The organism is Bifidobacterium pseudolongum subsp. globosum (genome assembly GCF_000741295.1).
GTDB lineage: Bacteria > Actinomycetota > Actinomycetes > Actinomycetales > Bifidobacteriaceae > Bifidobacterium > Bifidobacterium globosum.
Window position 1 is genome coordinate 306,501 of sequence record NZ_JGZG01000005.1, and the last position, 19,555, is coordinate 326,055.

General features: G+C 65.6%; 17 protein-coding genes and 3 tRNA genes. 19 read left to right on the forward strand and 1 reads right to left on the reverse strand.

The window, feature by feature from the left end; genetic code table 11:
- Nucleotides 1-115: 115 nt before the first annotated feature.
- The 3 genes from BPSG_RS03470 to BPSG_RS03480 are packed head-to-tail and all read left to right on the forward strand — an operon-like array spanning nt 116 to nt 3,530.
- Nucleotides 116-1,057, forward strand: a complete 942-nt coding sequence (locus tag BPSG_RS03470) for an NAD kinase (protein ID WP_026643275.1) — start codon at nt 116-118, stop codon at nt 1,055-1,057.
- Between the two features lie 60 nt (nt 1,058-1,117).
- A complete protein-coding gene (gene recN / locus BPSG_RS03475; protein ID WP_026643274.1) occupies nt 1,118-2,875 on the forward strand; it encodes a DNA repair protein RecN in 1,758 nt (585 codons plus the stop codon).
- Nucleotides 2,865-3,530 carry an HAD family hydrolase gene (locus BPSG_RS03480; protein ID WP_026643273.1) on the forward strand — a complete coding sequence of 222 codons (666 nt, stop codon included), beginning with the start codon at nt 2,865-2,867 and terminating at the stop codon, nt 3,528-3,530. Before recN ends, BPSG_RS03480 begins: the two co-directional genes overlap by 11 nt.
- A gap of 61 nt (nt 3,531-3,591) precedes the next feature.
- Here BPSG_RS03480 and thrC read toward each other — a convergent pair whose 3' ends face one another.
- A complete protein-coding gene (thrC, locus tag BPSG_RS03485) occupies nt 3,592-5,079 on the reverse strand; it encodes a threonine synthase (RefSeq protein WP_026643272.1) in 1,488 nt (495 codons plus the stop codon).
- A 176-nt stretch (nt 5,080-5,255) separates the two neighbouring features.
- Between thrC and BPSG_RS03490 the strand changes: the two genes are divergently transcribed.
- The 16 genes from BPSG_RS03490 (at nt 5,256) to leuS (ending at nt 19,360) form a co-directional block, all read left to right on the forward strand.
- Nucleotides 5,256-6,572: a glutamate-5-semialdehyde dehydrogenase gene (locus BPSG_RS03490; RefSeq protein ID WP_026643271.1), complete on the forward strand. Its 1,317-nt coding sequence runs from the start codon at nt 5,256-5,258 to the stop codon at nt 6,570-6,572.
- Nucleotides 6,569-7,159, forward strand: a complete 591-nt coding sequence (locus BPSG_RS03495; RefSeq protein WP_236822927.1) for a phosphoribosylglycinamide synthetase — start codon at nt 6,569-6,571, stop codon at nt 7,157-7,159. Before BPSG_RS03490 ends, BPSG_RS03495 begins: the two co-directional genes overlap by 4 nt.
- A gap of 19 nt (nt 7,160-7,178) precedes the next feature.
- Nucleotides 7,179-7,847, forward strand: a complete 669-nt coding sequence (nadD, locus tag BPSG_RS03500) for a nicotinate-nucleotide adenylyltransferase (RefSeq protein ID WP_026643270.1) — start codon at nt 7,179-7,181, stop codon at nt 7,845-7,847.
- Nucleotides 7,848-7,898: 51 nt separating this feature from the next.
- The gene (locus tag BPSG_RS03505; protein ID WP_051591946.1) at nt 7,899-8,957 is read left to right on the forward strand and encodes a ribose-phosphate diphosphokinase; all 1,059 of its coding nucleotides are present in this window, start codon (nt 7,899-7,901) and stop codon (nt 8,955-8,957) included.
- Between the two features lie 88 nt (nt 8,958-9,045).
- Nucleotides 9,046-9,116, forward strand: a tRNA-Gln gene (locus tag BPSG_RS03510).
- A 75-nt stretch (nt 9,117-9,191) separates the two neighbouring features.
- Complete coding sequence (gene glmU / locus BPSG_RS03515; RefSeq protein ID WP_026643268.1) at nt 9,192-10,583, forward strand: bifunctional UDP-N-acetylglucosamine diphosphorylase/glucosamine-1-phosphate N-acetyltransferase GlmU; 1,392 nt, start codon at nt 9,192-9,194, stop codon at nt 10,581-10,583.
- Nucleotides 10,580-10,975 carry a ribosome silencing factor gene (rsfS, locus tag BPSG_RS03520; protein ID WP_022857649.1) on the forward strand — a complete coding sequence of 132 codons (396 nt, stop codon included), beginning with the start codon at nt 10,580-10,582 and terminating at the stop codon, nt 10,973-10,975. Before glmU ends, rsfS begins: the two co-directional genes overlap by 4 nt.
- A gap of 2 nt (nt 10,976-10,977) precedes the next feature.
- Entirely contained in the window at nt 10,978-11,682 is a 705-nt protein-coding gene (locus BPSG_RS03525) for a histidine phosphatase family protein (protein ID WP_033502082.1), read from the forward strand.
- 16 nt (nt 11,683-11,698) lie between these two features.
- Nucleotides 11,699-12,598 carry a hypothetical protein gene (locus tag BPSG_RS03530; RefSeq protein WP_026643266.1) on the forward strand — a complete coding sequence of 300 codons (900 nt, stop codon included), beginning with the start codon at nt 11,699-11,701 and terminating at the stop codon, nt 12,596-12,598.
- Nucleotides 12,599-12,722: 124 nt separating this feature from the next.
- Nucleotides 12,723-12,795 (forward strand) — tRNA-Ala (locus tag BPSG_RS03535).
- A gap of 34 nt (nt 12,796-12,829) precedes the next feature.
- Nucleotides 12,830-12,902, forward strand: a tRNA-Ala gene (locus BPSG_RS03540).
- A gap of 133 nt (nt 12,903-13,035) precedes the next feature.
- The gene (locus BPSG_RS03545; RefSeq protein ID WP_022857442.1) at nt 13,036-13,440 is read left to right on the forward strand and encodes a pyridoxamine 5'-phosphate oxidase family protein; all 405 of its coding nucleotides are present in this window, start codon (nt 13,036-13,038) and stop codon (nt 13,438-13,440) included.
- Nucleotides 13,441-13,568: 128 nt separating this feature from the next.
- The gene (locus BPSG_RS03550; protein ID WP_026643264.1) at nt 13,569-14,405 is read left to right on the forward strand and encodes a histidine phosphatase family protein; all 837 of its coding nucleotides are present in this window, start codon (nt 13,569-13,571) and stop codon (nt 14,403-14,405) included.
- Nucleotides 14,406-14,541: 136 nt separating this feature from the next.
- Complete coding sequence (locus BPSG_RS03555) at nt 14,542-15,492, forward strand: magnesium transporter CorA family protein (protein ID WP_026643263.1); 951 nt, start codon at nt 14,542-14,544, stop codon at nt 15,490-15,492.
- Nucleotides 15,493-15,499: 7 nt separating this feature from the next.
- On the forward strand, nt 15,500-16,348 hold the full coding sequence (locus BPSG_RS03560) for a transporter substrate-binding domain-containing protein (protein WP_236822926.1): 849 nt from the start codon (nt 15,500-15,502) through the stop codon (nt 16,346-16,348).
- Between the two features lie 39 nt (nt 16,349-16,387).
- Nucleotides 16,388-19,360: a leucine--tRNA ligase gene (gene leuS, locus BPSG_RS03565; RefSeq protein ID WP_026643261.1), complete on the forward strand. Its 2,973-nt coding sequence runs from the start codon at nt 16,388-16,390 to the stop codon at nt 19,358-19,360.
- Nucleotides 19,361-19,555: the final 195 nt, after the last annotated feature.

Genomic DNA, 19,555 nt, shown 5'->3' on the forward strand with positions numbered 1-19,555 from the left:
ACGAGCGACTTCACGCCGCCTGTTCGCACATCGCTGGGCGTTTGGCATGGGGAAGGGGCGATACGAGGCGTCGACTACCATGGTGGCGTACACCCACGCGAGAAACGGAGCGGCCATGACCAAGACACGGCATGCCATTGTCGTCACACACGAGCGCCTCATGCACCGCGGCGACGTCGTGCAGGGCGCGGTCGGGCAATTGCAGGAGGCCGGGTTCGACGTGCAGGTCATCGACCGGCTCGACGTGCCCGAATTCGGTCAGCCGTGCGAGCGGGTGCCCGAAGACACCGAGATCGTCGTCGTCCTCGGCGGCGACGGCACGATCCTGCGTGCCGCCGAGCTCGTGCATTGCACGGGCGTGCCGATCATCGGCATCAACATGGGCCATGTGGGATTTCTGGCCGAATTCGAAAGCTTCCAGATCCACGACGCGATCCGCCGCATCGCCGAACGTGACTACAACATCGACGAACGCATGATCGCGCATGTGGACGTCTGGCTGCCCGATGCACACGAACCGTTGTGCGACTGGGCGCTCAATGACATCACGATCGAACGCGCCGACCGCGGCAAGATGGTCGAACTGTCGATCGGTGTGGACGGCGTGGAGATGAGCTCGTTCGGCTGCGACGGCGTCATCTTCTCGACACCCACCGGTTCGACCGCCTACGCGTTCTCCGCCGGCGGCCCGGTGATCTGGCCCGACGTGCAGGCGTTACTCATGGTGCCGCTCGCCGCGCATGCGCTGTTCGCCCGCCCAATCGTCATTGGTTCCGACTCATCGTTCTCGCTGCGCATCGACGATGATTCCACGTCCGAAGGGTGGATCTGCTGCGATGGCCGCCGCCAGCGCGCGCTGCCCAAAGGCACGCGCGTTGCGATCCGCCAATCGGCCGCACGGCTGCGTCTGGCACGCCTGTCGGACGCGCCGTTCACCAACCGGCTCGTCACGAAATTCAACCTGCCGGTCGTCGGTTGGCGTGACCGGCACGCCCCCGAAACCAACACGTCGCTGCGCGGGCAGGGCGATGCCGACGACCCGGACTACGGCGCCTGACGCCACACATGCGCACATCCTGCACATCCGACACCCACACAAGGAACCGGTGACCCCACTTTGCTTGAAGAACTCGAACTGCGAGACCTTGGGCCCATCCACACCGCAACCATCGCACCCCATGCCGGCATGACGGCGATCACCGGCGAGACCGGCGCCGGCAAATCCATGCTTCTGTCCGCACTCGACATGGTCTGTGGCGCTCCGGCCGACCCCGCGCGCGTCGCCACCGGCACGACGGCCGCATGGGCGCAGGCGATCTTCACGCTGCCCGCCGATTCGCCGGCCGTGCCACTGCTCGACGACGCCGGCATCAGCATCGTCGACAACGAGGTGTTCCTTGCGCGCACGGTGCCGGCGCATGGCCGTTCACGTGCCGTCATCTGCGGCAAAACGGTGCCGCGCTCACTGTTGGGCGCTGTGTGCGCCGAACTCATCACCGTCCATGGGCAGGCCGACCAGCTGCGGTTCGCCACCGCGGCCCGGCAGCGCGCGTTCCTGGACCGGTACGCCGCCGACGGTGATCTGCTCCATGCCTACGCGCGCGCCTACGCCGCCTACCGTGAGGCGGAGGACCATCTGCACCGCATCGAATCGCAGGAGGCGTCGATGCGCCAGCAGGCGGACTACCTGCGCGAATCGATCGCGCGCATAGACCGCATCGCCCCGCAGGCCGGCGAACTCGACGAGCTCAAGGCGCGCCGCACGCGCATCGAGAACGCGGCGCGCGTCAACGCCGGCGTCGCCCAGGCGCTTGGCGCGCTCGACGCAGCCCAGAACGGCGACGGCATGGAACTGCCCGGCGCGTGCGACCTCGTGCAGCGCGCCGCCGACGCTCTGCGGGCGCTCGGATTCGACGACGGTCTGCGCCAGTGCGCCGACCGCCTGGACGCCGTGGGCACCGAACTCGCCGACGTGGTGTTCACACTCACGCGGCAGCTCGACAGCGAAGGCGGCCCCGAAGAACTCGACGCGCTCAACGGGCGCATCCACGAGCTCGACGAACTGACACGCCGGTGGGGGCCGACGCTCGTCGACGTGCTCGCCTGGCGCGAACGGTCGCGGTTCGAACTCGAGGACCTCGACGATTCACCCGAACGGCTCGCCCAATTGCGCGCCGAACGCGACGCGCTCGCCGAGGCGGCGCTGCGTGCGGCGAAACGGCTCACCAAGGCGCGGCGCACAGCCGCAGACGCATTGTGCCAAGCGGTCGCGGGTGAACTCGGACAGCTGGCGATGGATGGCGCGGCGCTCTCGATCCGCGTGCAGCCGCGCAGTGGCGACGGCGCGCTCGACGCGCACGGCATCGACGACATCGTGTTCCTGTTCACACCGTTCCCGGGCGCCGAGCCGATGCCGATGGGCGCAAGCGCGTCGGGCGGCGAACTGAGCCGGCTCATGCTCGCGCTCGAACTGTCCGCGGCGGGCCATGGAGCGTCGGGGGAGCAGGGCGCGCTGATGACGTTCATCTTCGACGAGGTCGACGCCGGCGTGGGCGGGCGCACCGCGGTGGAACTCGGGCGGCGCTTGGCGCGCCTCGCCCGGCACGCGCAGGTCATCGTCGTCACGCATCTGCCGCAGGTGGCCTCGTGGGCACAACGCCAGTATGTGGTGAGCAAGGGCACCGATGGCGAGGGGCGCACGGGCACGAGTGTGCGCGAAGTGCAGGGGAGCGCGCGCGTCGAGGAGATCGCGCGCATGCTCGCCGGTGACACGACGCGCACATCGCTCGACCATGCGCGTGAGCTGCTCGACGCCTCGCGACTGGACGACGACAACACCGATGCGGTAGCAGGAGGCAGTGCGCATGACGACTGACGAGAACCTCGGCAAGGCCGCGATCTTCGACCTGGACGGCACCTTGCTCGATTCGATGGGCGTCTGGGACCAGATCGACGCCGCGTTCCTGGCGAAACGCGGCATCACCGTGCCCGACGACTACATGGAGACCGTTACGGCGATGCAGTTCCGTGAGATCGCGCGCTATACGATCGACCGGTTCGGCTTGGACGACACCGAGGACGGACTGATGGCCGAATGGGACCGCATGGCGCATGACGCGTATACGAGCGTCGTGCAGCCCAAGGCGCATGCGCTCGACTATCTGCGCTACCTCAAAGCCACCGGCGCCAGACTTGCGGTGGCCACGACGATGCCCGCCGGACTGCGCGCGCCGGCGCTTGGGCACGCCGGCATGCTCGACCTGTTCGACGCCATCGTCGGCGTCGACGATGTGGGGCGCGGCAAGGAGCACCCCGACATCTATCTGGAGGCCGCCGCGCGCGTCGGTGTGCCGGCCCATGCGGCCACCGTATTCGAGGACCTGCTTGCGGGCGTGCAATCGGCGGCCGGGGCCGGCATGCATGTGTGGGGTGTCTACGACGAGTCGTCCGCACAATCCTGGCCGGCGATCCAATCCATTGCGCAAGGCGTCCTCAACGACTTCGCGCAGGCGCCACGTCCGCTCGCCTGAACAATGTGTTGGCCCCATCGCCATATGGCGATGGGGCCAACACATGCTGGTGCGCGTTATGTTACAGACGGTCGGCGCACTGCTCCACGTAGTGGGCCATGTCGCTGACCTCCACGCAGTCACGGAACCGCACGTCGGCGCTTTCCAGGCCGCGCAGCATGGCGGGCACCTCGGTGCCGGTGGCGGCCGCGAGCTCGTCCATGCATTCGAAATCGGTGCCGTCGGCCTTGAGCCCCAGCGCCTCGTTGACCACGCGCGGGAACTTGTAGGGGCTCGCGGTGCTCAGCAGCACACGCGGCGTGCCCGGGTCGGCCGGCATCTGCCGCATCACGAAATAGCCGCATGCGGTGTGCGGGTCGATCACATAATGGTTGTCGCGCCAGCATTCGGCGATCATCTGGCGCACCTGGTCCTCGTCGGCCCAGCCGGTGGCGAACAGTCGGCGGATCTGCGCGAGCAGCTGCGGCGGCACCTCATAGGCGCCGTACTGCGCCAGGTCGTTCATCAGGTAGGTGATCAGGCGCGGATCCTTCTCCGCCATGTAATACAGCATGCGTTCGAGGTTCGAGGAGATGAGGATGTCCATCGACGGCGAGATCGTCTCGTAGAACGGGCGGTTGCGGTTGTAGGTGCCGGTCGTCAGGAAGTCGAACAGCACGTTGTTCTTGTCGGAGGCCACGACGAGTTGGCGTACCGGCAGGCCAAGCATCTTCGCGTAGTAGCCGGCGAGCACATCGCCGAAATTGCCGGTCGGCACCACGAAGTCGACCTCGTCGCCCACATTGATCACCTGCTGTTCGAGCAGCTGCGCGTACGCCGAGAAATAGTAGACGACCTGCGGCACCAAGCGGCCCACGTTGATCGAGTTCGCCGACGAGAGCACCACATGGTCGTCCGCGGCGAGGCGTTCGGCGAGCTCCTGGTCGCCGAAGATCTCCTTGACCGTGGACTGCGCATCGTCGAAATTGCCGTTGACGGCGCACACATGCACATTGGAGCCGGTCTGCGTGGTCATCTGCAGCTCCTGCACGCGGCTCACCCGGCCCTGCGGGTAGAACACGGTGATGCCGGTGCCCGCGGCGTCGGCGAACCCGGCCAGTGCGGCCTTGCCCGTGTCGCCCGAAGTGGCGGTCACGATCATGATCTTCTCGTCCGCGTCGCCGTCGGCCGGCGTGGTGCGGGCCATGAAGCGCGGCAGGATCTGCAGCGCCACATCCTTGAACGCGCATGTGGGGCCGTTGAACAGTTCCATCACATAGTCGTCGCCGAGCGGCTTGACCGGGGTGATGCGCTCATCGGACCACTGGCTGCCGTACGCCTCGGCGATGCACTGCTTCAACTCGTCCTCGCCGAAGTCGGGCAGCAGCACGCTGAGCACGTCGAACGCGATCTGCTGGTACGACTTGCCGGCGAGCGCGGAGATGTCGACCGTGGTCTCGCCGAGTTGATCGGTCACAAAAAGGCCGCCGTCGTCGGCGATGCCCTTGCGGATGGCCTGCTTGGAGGTGAGCGCGTCGGCGCTGCTGCGCGTGCTGTGGAAAGTAGTCACTTTGCGAATGGTCCTTACCGAACTAGAAGTGTGCCGGATTGCTTGCGCAGCCCAGTCTAGCCGCATCAGTGGGCAGCGCGGGCCCGCACGTCCGTGCTGTGGGACGCGCCCGGCAAGCGTTTCACGTTCCGCGCCGCCATATGCGACTGTATGGCTCATCCACTATCCTCGCAGATATGACGACTACAGCGATGGAAGAGACGAATCAGGTGTCCGGCGGCGTGTTCGACGCGGTGTGCGCGATGGCCGACCGCGCCGCCGAGGCGCAACGCGCCCTGGCGAAATCCACGACCGACGTGAAGAACGGCCTGCTCGCGGCGATCGCCGACGCGCTCGACGCGCGTGCCGACGAGATCGCCGCGGCGAACGCGCTCGACATGAGCCAGGCCTTCGACGAAGGCATGGACGCGGGCAAGCTCGACCGGCTCAAATTCGACGTGCCGCGCATCGCGGCCTCGGCCCAGGACATGCGCCATGTGGCCACGCTGCCCGACCCGGTGGGGCAGGTCGTGCGCGGCTTCGAGGCCCCCAACGGTCTGCGCCTGCAGCAGGTGCGCGTGCCGATGGGTGTGATCGGCATGATCTACGAGGCGCGTCCCAATGTCACCGTGGACGTGGTGTCGTTGTGCATCAAATCCGGCAACGCGGCCCTGCTGCGCGGCGGCCACGCGGCCGAGCGCACCAACGCGGCCACGCTCGCGATCGTCAAGGACGTGCTCGCCGAGCTGCATTTCGACGCGGCCCTCGTCGACACCGTGGACCCGTACGGGCGCGAAGGCGCCACCGCGCTCATGGAGGCGCGAGGGCATGTCGACCTGCTCGTGCCCCGCGGCAGCGCGCGCCTCATCCAGGCCGTGGTGCGCAACTCCAAGGTGCCCGTCATCGAGACCGGTGCCGGCAACGTGCACATCTACGTGGACCGTTCCGCCGACCTGACCAAGGCCATCCCGATCCTGCTCAACGCCAAGACGCAGCGTGTCGGCGTGTGCAACGCGGCCGAAAAGCTCATCGTGCACCGCGACGTGGCCGAGGCGTTCCTGCCGATGGCGGCGCAGGCGCTCGCCAACGCGCATGTGGCGATCCACGCCGACGAGGTCTCGTACCGCATCATCGGCGAAGCGAACATCCGCGACATCGAACTGCTTGAGGCCGACGCATCCGATTGGGGCACCGAATACCTCGCCCTCGAGATCGGCGTGCGCGTCGTCGACTCGATCGACGACGCGATCGCGCACATCAACACGTATTCGACCCACCACACCGAGTCGATCCTCGCCGAGGACTACGGCGCGGTCGAACGCTTCACGAAAGACATCGACTCCGCCGTCGTCATGGTCAACGCCTCGACCCGCTTCACCGACGGCGGTGTGTTCGGCTTCGGCGCCGAACTGGGCATCTCGACGCAGAAGATGCACGCGCGCGGGCCCATGGGGCTGCAGGAGATGACCACGACCAAGTGGATCGGCTACGGCACCGGGCAGGTGCGCGCATGAGCGGCGCAGGGCAGTCGGGTCCGTCGCCCGTCGTGCGTGTCAACGACCATGTGCTCCCCAACCCGTGGGGCGTCGACCTGGCGCAGCGCGCGAGCGTGCTCAAGATCGTCTCCGAACGGCTCAGCCTCGTGCGTTACGTGTTCCTTGTGCAGATCGAGGACGGCATCGCCACCGCCACCCAGCGCGCGTCGCTCGAATACGCGGACGCGGTGCTGATCGGCTGGCCCGAGGAGGATGCGCCGGACCTCATCGCCGTCACCGACGAGCAATACCAGGAGGCGCTCGGCCAAGTCACCCTCATGGAGGAGTACATCGACCGCTTCCGCACGATGGAACAGCACGCCGACATCGATGGCATGACCGACACCCTCATCCGTATCACGGAACGCGTGGCGCACGTGCGGCGCACGTTCCAGCCGAAGTTCCTGCTGCCGACCTTCGCGGAGATCCGCCGCGTCGTGCAGGACGAATGGGACGAGGACATGGGGCGCATCGACTCCGAAGGCGAATCGGACGCCGACACGATTCGCTCGCTGCAGGGAGAATTCGACGCGCTCGGCGACGAATCCGGGGCCTCCGGTGAGTGAGCAGGGCCAGCCGCGGCGTATGGCGGAACTGTCGGCGGCACAGACTGCCACCGCGCACATCATTTCGGCGCCAGGCAAGCGTTCCGCCCGCGGCAATTGGCATGAGCGTTCACGCATCGGCATCATGGGCGGCACGTTCGACCCGATCCACAACGGCCATCTTGTGGCCGCGTCGGAAGTGGCGTGGGTCTATGACCTCGACGAGGTCATCTTCGTGCCGACGGGCCGGCCGGTGTTCAAGCTCGACAAACATGTGACGAACGCCGAGGACCGGTACCTGATGACGGTCATCGCCACCGCGTCGAACCCGAAGTTCACCGTGTCGCGTGTCGATATCGACCGTCCCGGCGTCACGTACACGATCGACACGTTGCGTGACCTGCGGGCGCTGTACCCGGACGCGGACCTGTTCTTCATCACCGGCGCCGACGCCGTGGCCGAGATCATGCAATGGAAGGATGTCGAACAGATGTTCGATATCGCGCATTTCGTGGCGGTCACGCGTCCCGGCTATGCGGCGTCGAGCCCCCTGCCTGAAGGCAAGGTCGACATGCTTGAAATCCCCGCATTGGCCATTTCGAGCACCGATGTGCGCCGGCGCGCCACCCATGGCGAACCGGTGTGGTACCTCGTGCCCGACGGCGTGGTGCAATATATCGGCAAGCATGGCCTCTACCACGCCTCGTAGTGGGTTTTCGACGCGCGTAAGCGCCCGCGCCGGTCAGATGGCGCCATTACTATGGGACACGTCCACAACGAACTGACGTTTGGAGATACGGTGAGCGCAATCCTCGAAGGCAAACCTGATAAGAACCTCATTCTCGTTACCGGCAGGGCCCATCCCAAGCTCGCCACGGATGTGGCGCAGCAGCTCGGCATCGATGTTCTGGAGACCACGGCGTACGATTTTGCCAATGGCGAGATGTATGTGCGGTACACCGAATCCGTGCGTGGCGCGGACGTGTTCGTCCTGCAAAGCCACAGCGACCCCGTCAATGACGCGATCATGGAACAGCTCATCATGATCGACGCGCTCAAGCGCGCGTCCGCGCGCTCCATCACCGCGGTGAGCCCGTTGCTGGGCTATTCACGCCAGGACAAGAAGCACCGCGGCCGTGAACCCATCTCGTGCCGCCTGGTGTTCGACCTGCTCAAGACGGCAGGCGCCGACCGCATCATGAGCGTCGACCTGCATGCCGCACAATCCCAGGGCTTTTTCGACGGCCCCGTCGACCATCTCATCGCCATGCCGGTGCTCGTCGACTACATCCGCGACCGCTTCGCGAACAATCTGGACAACGTCACGGTCGTATCCCCGGACGCCGGCCGCATCCGCGTGGCCGAGCAGTGGGCGCAGCGCCTCGGCGGTGGCCCGCTCGCGTTCGTGCACAAGACACGCGACATCACCCGTCCCAACCAGGCCGTGGCCAACCGCGTCGTCGGCGACGTCAAGGGCAAGGACTGCGTGCTCGTCGACGACCTGATCGACACCGCCGGCACGATCGCCGGCGCCTGCAAGGTGCTGCAGGAGTCCGGCGCCAAGTCGGTGACCGTCGTCGCCACGCACGGCGTGCTCTCAGGCCCCGCCGTCGAACGCCTCAAGAACTGCGGCGCCCGCGAAGTGGTGCTGACCGACACCGTGCCGATTCCCGAAGAGAAGCGCTGGGACGGCCTGACCGTGCTGTCGATCGCGCCGTTGCTGGCGAGCGCCATCAAGGCCGTGTTCGAAGACGGGTCCGTCGCCGAACTGTTCGACACCTACCCCGAACACCATGGCAAGGGGTTCCTGTTCGCCTGACGCCGTGCAGGCTCCCGCCCGACCTTGCCGTGTCGCGGGAAAGTCCGGGCGTATGGCATAATAACACTTGGCGGGTTCGCCCCGCCGTTCCCCCATGGTGTAATGGCAGCACACGGGTCTTTGGAACCCTTTGTCTTGGTTCGAGTCCAGGTGGGGGAGCGAGCCTAGCGCCCGCATTCCACGGTTCTTCCACCGTGGGAGCGGGCGCTTTTTCTATCATGTTTGGAGGATTCCATGACAGTCACCGCCGCGATTGTGCTGGCTGCGGGCGAAGGCACGCGCATGCGTTCGGCCACGCCCAAGGTACTGCACCCCTTTGCCGGCAAGACGTTCCTCGCACGCGTCATGGCGTCGGTCGCCGCGCTCGACCCGGCCACCCTCGCCGTGGTCGTGCGCTACCAGGCCGAACGCGTGGCGCAGGCCGCGCGCGACTATGATCCGCGCGTGCGCATCGTGCAGCAGGATGAGATTCCCGGCACCGGCCGTGCCGTGCAATGCGCGATGGACCAGTTGCAGCACGACGGCCCGCTGGAGGGGCCGGTGCTCATCGCGGCGTCCGACATGCCGTTGCTCGACACCGCCACACTCAGCGCATTGCTCGACTACCATGTGGCGAGCGGCGACGGCGCGACTGTGCTCACGACCGAACTCGACGACCCGACCGGGTACGGGCGCATCATCCGCGGCCCCAACGGCGACGTGCTCAAGATCGTGGAGCAGAAGGACGCCAACAAGAGTGAACTGGCCGTGCACGAGGTGAACACGTCGGTCTATGTGTTCGACGCGCAGGTGCTGACCCGGGCGATCGCGCATCTGGACGCGAATAACGCGCAGGGCGAGTTCTATCTGACCGACGCGTTGAAGGAGGCGAAGGCATTCGGCAAGGTCGGCGCGTTCGCCGCCCCCGACCCGTTGAGCGTCGAAGGCGTGAACGATCGCGTGCAGCTCGCCGCGCTCGCCAAGGCGCACAACACGCGCGTCTGCGAGCATTGGATGCGCGAAGGGGTAACGATCCTCGACCCGCAGACCACATGGATCGAGGACGATGTACGCATCGCACCCGACGCGGTGATCCTGCCCGGCTGCTTCCTGCAGGGGAACACGTCGATCGGCGCCGAAGCACAGATAGGTCCGTACACGACGCTCATCGACGCCACCGTGGACGTGCAGGCGCATGTGGAGCGCTCGCGCGTGCAAGGCACACACATCGGCCGCGCCGCCATGATCGGCCCGTGGACCTATCTGCGGCCGGGCAACGAGATCGGTGAGGAAGCCAAAGCCGGCGCATTCGTCGAGATGAAGAAGGCGCACATCGGCCGTGGCACCAAGGTGCCACATCTGAGCTATGTGGGCGACGCTGACCTCGGCGAACACACCAACATCGGCGGCGGCACGATCACCGCCAACTACGACGGCGTGCACAAACACCACACCACGATCGGCTCCGACGTGCACATCGGCGCGGGCAACCTCTTCGTGGCCCCCGTCACCGTGGGCGACCACGTCACGAGCGGCGCCGGATCGGTCATCCGCCATGAGGTGCCAGACGACACCATGGTGTATTCAGAGAACACACAACACAATGTGGAGCATTGGAAACCAGCTTGGGAGCGTGAAACAGCATGACAGCATTGGAATCGTCCATCGCATCGATCCGCATCGCGGCCGCGGCCGCCGACCGCATGAAGGCGCATGACATCGTGGCCTATGACGTCAGTGACGCGCTCGGCATCTGCGACGGCATGCTCATCGCGTCAGCGCCGAACGAACGCCAGGTGCTCGCCATCGCCGAAGAGGTCGAAAAGGACCTGTTCCTCAACGACGGCAAACGCCAGCCGCGCTCGCGCGAAGGCGTGCAGGAGGCCCAGTGGATCCTGCTCGACTACGGTGACTTCATCGTGCACATCATGCATGACGAGGCGCGTGACTTCTACCATCTGGAACGCCTGTGGCGCGACTGCCCGCAGATCGAGCTGCCCCTCGAACATCCCGAGGAACCGCAGTCCACGGAGCGCTGAGCATGCAGGTCCGTTCGATCACACTCGTGCGGCACGGGCGTACCGCATACAACAAGGCCGGCCGCATCCAAGGATGGGGCGACATCCCCCTCGACGCGACCGGCCAATGGCAGGTGGAGCAGACCGGTCGGGCGTTGCGCGACCTGTACGTCACGTCCGAATCCGCCGCACGCCAGCTCGTCGTCGCCTCCGACCTCAAGCGCGCGCAGCAGAGCGCGCACGCGTTCGCCGACCCGCTCGGACTCGACGTGCACGTCGACGGACGCCTGCGTGAACGGCACTTCGGTGACTGGGAAGGCATGTCGATGGACGAACTGCGCGCCGCGTTTCCTGACGACTTCGACCTGTGGATGCGCGGCCTGGGTGGCGAAATGCGCCACCGGGCCGAATCCCGCGCCCACGCCGGCGCACGCGGCTGGGACGCGCTGCGTGACTGGTCGCACCGCGCGGGGTCCGACACCGACTTGTTCGTCTTTTCGCATGGCGCGCTGATCGAGAACACGATCCAGGAGATGTACGGCATCGGCGAGCGCTTCCCCGACTTCGTGTCGATCACCTCAATGCGCAACGCGCACTGGGCACGCCTCGTCGACGCGCGCATCGACGAGGACGACCGGTGGATCCTCGTCGACTACAACCATGGCCCGGCGCTCGCCGACACCCCTGCATGGGACGACCCCGGCGAGGCCCGGGGCCGGGACGAGTGAATCGGGGCGACGCGCAGTGAAGAACTTTTTCAAAGGACTGTCCTTCTCCCAACTGTTCGCGGGCGCGCTCGCGGCGATCACGTCGTTTCTGCTGTCGTCGAAGATCGGCATCGCCGGTTCGGTCATCGGTGTCGCCGTGGCGTCGATCGTCTCCACGGCCGCCTCGCAGATTTATAAGAACGTCATCGACGCGTCGAGCAAGAAACTGCAGGATGCCGCGCAGAACCAGCTCGGGCTCGCCCCCGCGGACCCGCAGGCCGGCGATGCGGTGGACGGCACGGATGATGCGGAGGAGCCGACCGACAGCACCCAGCGGATCCCCGTGGTGCAGGACGACGGTGAGGGCGAGCGCATCGGGCGCACGGTCTCCTCGTCGCACGGTTCGGCGGCGCATGACTCAGGCACCCGGCCGCCGATGAACGCGCGCGACAAACGCGTGGCCATCATCGTGGCGGTCGTCTCCGCACTGGTGGCCGTTGGCGCCACCGCGGGTATCATCCTGGCGCTGACCGACGGGCAGGGCACCGATTCCGTGGTGCGCGACATCGTGCACCCCACTGAGACGACCGACGACACGCGGCACAAGGAACCGGTGATTACGCCCAGCCCGACCGACACGCCGACACAACCCTCGCCGCAATCGTCCACGACTCCCACGCCCACACCGCAGGCCGCCACCGAGCAACCCGATGCCACATCCGGCAATGGGCAGAGCGCCGGCGCCGATGACCCGAACGGTGGGGCGGGCACTGGCAGCAGCGATACGGATACGGGCAATGGCGCGGACTCCGGGGGCGACAATGAATCCGATACGGGGCACAGTGGCGACTCTGGTGCCGCTGACGGCACCCAAGGCGGTGACAACGTGGATTCAGGCACCACCCAACACAAGGATGGCAGCCAAACAGGGCAGTGAACCATTGGGGCTCCATGCCTAGAACCGGATGCGGACGGCGTGTCGACACAGTGCGACACGCCGTCTTTTGCGTCCCGGGAGTAAATGATGTAACCTGTCTCAGGTTCGATTGAGCAAGTCGAATGGGGCTATGGCGCAGCTGGTAGCGCATCTCCATGGCATGGAGAGGGTCAGGGGTTCGAATCCCCTTAGCTCCACGAAGCGGCTGGTGGTACACCGGTCGTCCCATTCGGGGCTATGGCGCAGCTGGTAGCGCATCTCCATGGCATGGAGAGGGTCAGGGGTTCGAATCCCCTTAGCTCCACGACTTGAGGCCTTCGCATGATTGCGGAGGCCTTTTTGCATAGATGTGGCACTATGTCCTTGAGAGCGTAAACAGCGCCGGCGGTGGCGCCGTTCGCGTACAGTGGGCACTACACCCCTGTGAAAGGATTCCCATGGCAACACTTACCGAAGACATGAAGCAGTTCATCAACGACAACCTGGCGTTCGTCGCCACCGTCAGCGCCGATGGCGTGCCGGACCTCGGCCCCAAGATGTCGATGTTTGCGCTCGACGACAACCATCTGGCCTATCACGAGCGCACCGGCGGCCAGACCTACCGCAATCTCGAAAACGGCAGCCCGCTCGTCGTGGCCTTCGTCAATTTCGAGCAGAAGAAGGGCTACCGCTTCCGCGGCGAGGTCGTGCTGCACACCGACGACGCAATCTACGACGAGCAGGTCAAGCTCGCCGAACAGCGCGGCACGAAGAAGCCCGCCTGCGTGCCGGTCATGGAGATCGACCAGATCGAGGACCTGTCCGCCGGCGCCCATGCCGGCACCACGATCGCCAAGGACTGACCGCACCGGCAGGTTGGCGCATGGGCCGGCCGGTCGTCTTCGACCGGCCGGCCCATGCCTATGTCATGGTGGCGCGGAGCCACCACTTCCATGCACGGTAACCACAGCAACAAGGAGCTGTACAACCCATGATCGACGAAGTCATCTTCCTGCGCCATGGGCGCACTGGATTCAACCTCCAACGGCGATTGCAAGGGCAGATCGACATCCCGCTCGATATCGTCGGCCAATGGCAGGTGGACCAGAGCGCCCACAGCCTGGCGCAACGCTTCTACTGGGCCAAGGTGAGCAACATCGCCACCCACCCCGACCTGTTGCCGCACAGCGCCGACCCATCCGTGCGCCGCATGGATGTGGACGAATACCGCAAGGCCCCCGCTTCGGGGCGTACGATGCGTGTGGTCAGCTCCGACCTGTTCCGCGCCCAGCAGACGGCGCACGCGTTCGCCGACATCCTGGGCCTCGACGTGCACCTCGACGCACGCCTGCGCGAGCGCAGCTTCGGCCAGTGGGAAGGCATGACCCGCGAAGAGATTCGCGAACGCTTCCCCGAAGGGTTCCGTTCGTGGACCGCACACACCGGCGGCGAACTTGACTACGGCGTCGAAAGCCGCACCGACCTCGGGGCGCGCGGCGCCACGACGATCGCCGACTACGTGCGCACCCATGCCCAGGACCCCACGCCCACAACCCTGTTCGTCGTCTCCCACGGTTCATGGATCGCCGCCACCATCGGCACGCTGCTCGACATGGACATGGACAACCTCAACACACTCGACGGCATCCGCAACGCGTTCTGGTCCACGATGGGCGTCAGCGCCGACGCGACAGGCACGCATTGGGTGCTCACCGAATTCAACCAAGGCCCCGCCATCGCCGCAGCCGGCGACTGGGAAAACGGACCCGCGGCATTGCGCAACCCCGACATGGGGGTATGGAAGCCGGTCAAAGGCGCCAAAGCGTAACACGGGCGCCCCTGTCGCACCGTTGCGACTAAGCTGGGTGAGGTTTTTCGCGCGCGAACCGGCGCCATGCCGCCGTCCGTGACGCACACGCCCGTCATGCACCGCACGGCGTCGACCGAGAGGCAGGTGAAATCCCATGTTACGCATGTTCAGCACGGTAAACGGCCAGATCGAACAGATCGACAAACCCGAAAGCGGATCGTGGCTCGCACTGTCCGACCCCACTGACGTGGAACTCACGACCGTCTCACAGGAGACCGGCGTCGACCTCGCCGACCTGCGTGCCCCGCTCGACGACGAGGAACGCTCGCGCGTCGACGTTGAAGACGACTACACGATGATCATCGTCGACATCCCCACCGTGGGTGAGCGCGCCGGCCGCAACTGGTATGAGACGATCCCATTGTCGATCATCGTCACCAAAACACTCATCATCACCGTCTGCATGCAGGATACCCCCGTGCTCCATCCGTTCATGGAGGGCACCATCCGCGGATTCAACACGTTCATGCGCTCGCGGTTCATCCTGCAGATCCTCTACCGCAACGCCACCATGTACCTGCGCTACCTGCGCATCATCGACGGCGAGACCGACAAGCTCGAACTGCACCTGCGCCATTCGATGCAGAACCGCGAGATCCTCATGCTGCTCGAACTGAGCAAGACGCTCGTCTATTTCAACACATCGCTCAAGTCCAACGAAATCGTGATGGAGAAACTCACCACGCTGTCGCGCATCAAGCAATACCCCGAGGACGAGGACCTGCTCGACGACGTCATCACCGAAAACAAGCAGGCCATCGAAATGGCCAACATCTACAGTGGCGTCCTCGCGAACATGACCGACGCGTTCTCGTCGGTCGTGTCGAACAACCTGAGCAACGTGATGCGTATCTTCACGATCATCTCGATCACGCTGTCCATCCCCACACTCATCTTCTCGATGTATGGCATGAACTTCCAACAGGGGATGCTCGGCATGCCATTCACCGATTCACGATGGGGGTTCCTCGTCATCATCGTGTTGGCCATCGCGCTGTCGCTGGCCGTACTGTGGTTCCTGACCCGTTCTCGACTATTCAAGTGAGGCCATGATGAGCACACGACACACCATCGGCGCGGCCCTGTGCACGCTGGCGCTCGCCGGCGTGGCGGGCTGCGGCACATCCATCGAGGTGAGCGTGCCCGGTCAGGCCGACGGCCCTGTGCTGTCGATCGGTGTGGCCCTCGACGAACCGGGCATGAGCTGGTACCACAACGGTGCCTATTCGGGCTTCAGCGTGCAGGTGGCGCAGTATGTGGCCAAGGTGCTCGGCTATGCCAACAAGCAGATCGTGTTCCGCAACGTGCCGCTCGACGAGCGCGCGCAACGGCTCGCCGACGGCACTGTGGACCTCGTCGTGGGCTCATACGGCGGCCAGGAAGCCGACGGCACGCAGATCGACTATGCCGGCCCGTACCTCAACACGTCACAAGGCCTGCTGGTGCGCGACCACGATGACAGCGAGCGCGAGGTCGCCGGTGCCGGCGACCTCGCGGGGCGCACCGCGTGCATCGTGCAGGGCAGCGATTCCGGACAGGCATTGCGCGCGCAGGTGGGCTCGGTCAGCGTCGAGGAACGCGACACCTACCAGCAGTGCGTCTCATCGTTGCTCGCAGGCCAATCCGACGCGGTGGTCGGCCCCGAACCGATCCTGTACGGATTGCGCGACCAAGGCGGCAGCGCTTACCTCGCTGTGCTCGGCGACTCGTACGGCAGCGCGCGGTTCGGCGTGGGCGTGCGCTCGGGCCAACCAAAGCTGGTCGCGCAGATCGATGCGGCATTGCGTCAGATGGTCGCGGACGGCTCGTGGCGGCAGGCGGCCGACGGCCTGCAATCGAGCGTGGGGTACCGCGTGGACACGGGCTCCAACCCTCCCCGGCTCGTCGAAGCCAAGCAATGACGCACGCCGTGTCCAGTTACATGGTGATAATCGTTGCCTATGAGTGACAACCAGTCGGGCGCGCACAGCCCAGTCAATGAGCCGGAAACCGCACGGTTCCGCTATAACGCCGCCATGGCGCAGCAGATTGAAGAGAAATGGCAGGACACCTGGGAGGGCCAGGGCACGTTCTGGGCCGCGAATGTCAGCGGCAGCCTCACCGACGGCGAGGGCCGCCATGCGGACGGACGCACGTCGTTCTTCGCGATGGACATGTTCCCGTACCCGTCGGGCAAAGGCTTGCACGTGGGGCATCCGCTCGGCTATCTGGCCACCGATGTGGTGAGCCGCTACCACCGCATGAAGGGTGAGAACGTGCTGCATGCGATGGGCTATGACGCGTTCGGCCTGCCCGCCGAGCAGTTCGCCGTGCAGACCGGCCAGCATCCGCGCGTCACGACCGAACAGAACATCGCCAACATGCGCCGCCAGTTGCGCCGCATGGGCCTGAGCTTCGACGACCGCCGTTCGTTCGCCACGATCGAACCGGGGTATGTGCGCTGGACGCAGTGGATCTTCTCGCGCATCTTCGACTCGTGGTACGACCCGGACAAACGCAATCCGAGCGGTTCGATGGGGTGCGCCCGGCCGATCGGCGAACTCGTGGAGCAGTTCCGTTCGGGCGAACGCCCGATCGACGGCCATGAGGGCCAGGCGTGGGACGCGCTCAGTGAGGCCGAGCGTTCGGACGTGCTCAACGAATACCGCCTCGCCTACATCTCCAAGTCGCCGGTCAACTGGTGCCCCGGTCTGGGCACGGTGCTCGCCAACGAGGAGGTCACGGCCGAAGGCCGTTCCGAACGTGGCAATTTCCCGGTGTTCCAGCGCGAGCTGCGGCAATGGTCGATGCGCATCACCGCATACGGCCACCGTCTGATCGAGGACCTCAACGCAATCGACTGGCCGGAGAAGGTCAAGCTCATGCAGCGCAACTGGATCGGCGAATCGCACGGCGCGTCGGTGGACTTCACGGTGGCCACGCCGCAGGGCGAGCGCACGATGGAGATCTACACGACGCGCCCCGACACGCTGTTCGGCACGACGTTCTGCGTCGTGTCCCCGGAACACCCGCTGCTCGCCGATGTGCCGGAGCAGTGGCCCGATGGCACACCTGAAGCATGGACGGGCGGCTATGGTTCGCCGCGCGAGGCCGTCGCCGACTACCGTGCGGCCGCGGCCGCCAAGACGGCGAAGGACCGTGTGGACGACGCCGGTGAGAAGACGGGCCTGTTCACCGGCCTGTATGCCACCAATCCGATCACGGGCGTGCAGCTGCCGGTGTTCACCGCGGACTATGTGCTGATGGATTACGGCACCGGCGCGATCATGGCGGTGCCGGGCGGCGACCAGCGTGATTATGATTTCGCCGTCAAGTTCGGCCTGCCGGTCATCTACACCGTGCAGCCGCTGCCGGACAGCGGCGAGACACTGTCCGACTATGAGGGCAAGGCGCCGTTCGTCTCGCATGACGGCGTGGTGATCAACTCGTCGGTGGACGCCACATGGAAGCGTGGCGACGCGTTGAGCATCGACGGCATGCGTGTGGATGACGCGGTGCGTGCGGTCACCGCGTGGCTTGAAGAGGCTCAGGTGGGCCACGGCACCACGAGCTACCGTCTGCGTGACTGGCTGTTCAGCCGCCAACGCTACTGGGGCGAACCGTTCCCGGTAGTATATGACGATGAGGGTGTGCCGCATCTGGTGCCTGACAGCATGCTGCCGATCAACCTGCCCGACGTGCCCGATTACAGCCCCAAGACCTTCGACCCCGACGATGCGCAGTCGAACCCGGAGGCGCCGTTGAGTCGCAACGCGGAATGGGTGGATGTGACGCTTGACCTGGGCGACGGTCCGAAGACCTACCACCGTGACACGAACACGATGCCGAACTGGGCCGGTTCGTGCTGGTATTACATGCGCTATCTCGACCCGCATGACGAGCGGCACATGGTGGAACGCGACGAATACGATTACTGGATGGGCCCCAAGCACAATGCCACGGCCGGTGAGGCCGGCGGTGTGGACCTGTATATCGGCGGCGTGGAGCATGCCGTGCTGCACCTGCTGTATTCGCGCTTCTGGCACAAGGTGCTGTTCGACCTCGGGTATGTGGATTCGTTCGAACCGTTCCACAAGCTGTTCAACCAAGGCATGATCCAGGCGTATGCGTACACCGACGACCGCGGCCAATATGTGCCGGCCGACGAGGTGGAGGAAGGGGAGCCGGACGCGTCCGGCGAACCGACGTTCACGTGGCGTGGCCAGCGGGTCAACCGTGAGTTCGGCAAGATGGGCAAGAGCCTGAAGAACATCGTGACGCCGGATTACATGTACGACCATTATGGCGCCGACACGTTCCGCCTCTATGAGATGAGCATGGGCCCGCTCGACGAGTCACGCCCGTGGAACACGCGCAACGTGGTGGGCGGTATGCGGTTCCTGCAGCGCCTGTGGCGCAATGTGGTCGACGAGCACACCGGCCAGACAGTGGTGAGCGACGAGGCGTTGGATGCGAAGACCCTCAAGCTGCTCAACAACACGATCGCCGACGTGACGGCTGAGATGGAGGGGATGCGCCCCAATACGGCCATCGCCAAGCTCATCGTGCTCAACAACCACCTGACCGGCATGGAGCGTGCGCCCCGCGCCGCCGTGGAGCCGCTTGTGCTCATGCTCGCCCCGATCGCCCCGCACATCGCGGAGGAACTGTGGAGCCGGCTTGGCCATGACACGTCCCTCGCGCATCATCCGTGGCCGCAGGCCGATGAGCGCTATGTGGGCCAAGACAGTGTGACCGCCGTGGTGCAGATCAAGGGCAAGGTGCGCGCCAAGCTCGAGGTGAGCCCGGACATCGACCCTGATGAGCTCGAACGCATGGCATTGGAAGCGGTTGCCTCGCGTCTGGGAGGTGTGCCGCCGCGCAAGGTGATCGTGAAGGCCCCCAAGATCGTGTCGATCGTGCCAGGGCAGTGATCGCCTGCGGCGAATGTTCGCTCCGGGCCGGTGTGGATGGGCGGGTCGTCCGACCACACCGGCCCGTCGTATTGGACAGGTGCCCATGGACCCACGCACAGTGAATCCATGGGCACCTGTCATATCGCATCATCGAAACCGTCCCGTGGCGGCCGGTTAGCTTCCACGCGCCTCGACACCCGCGAGCGCGAACGG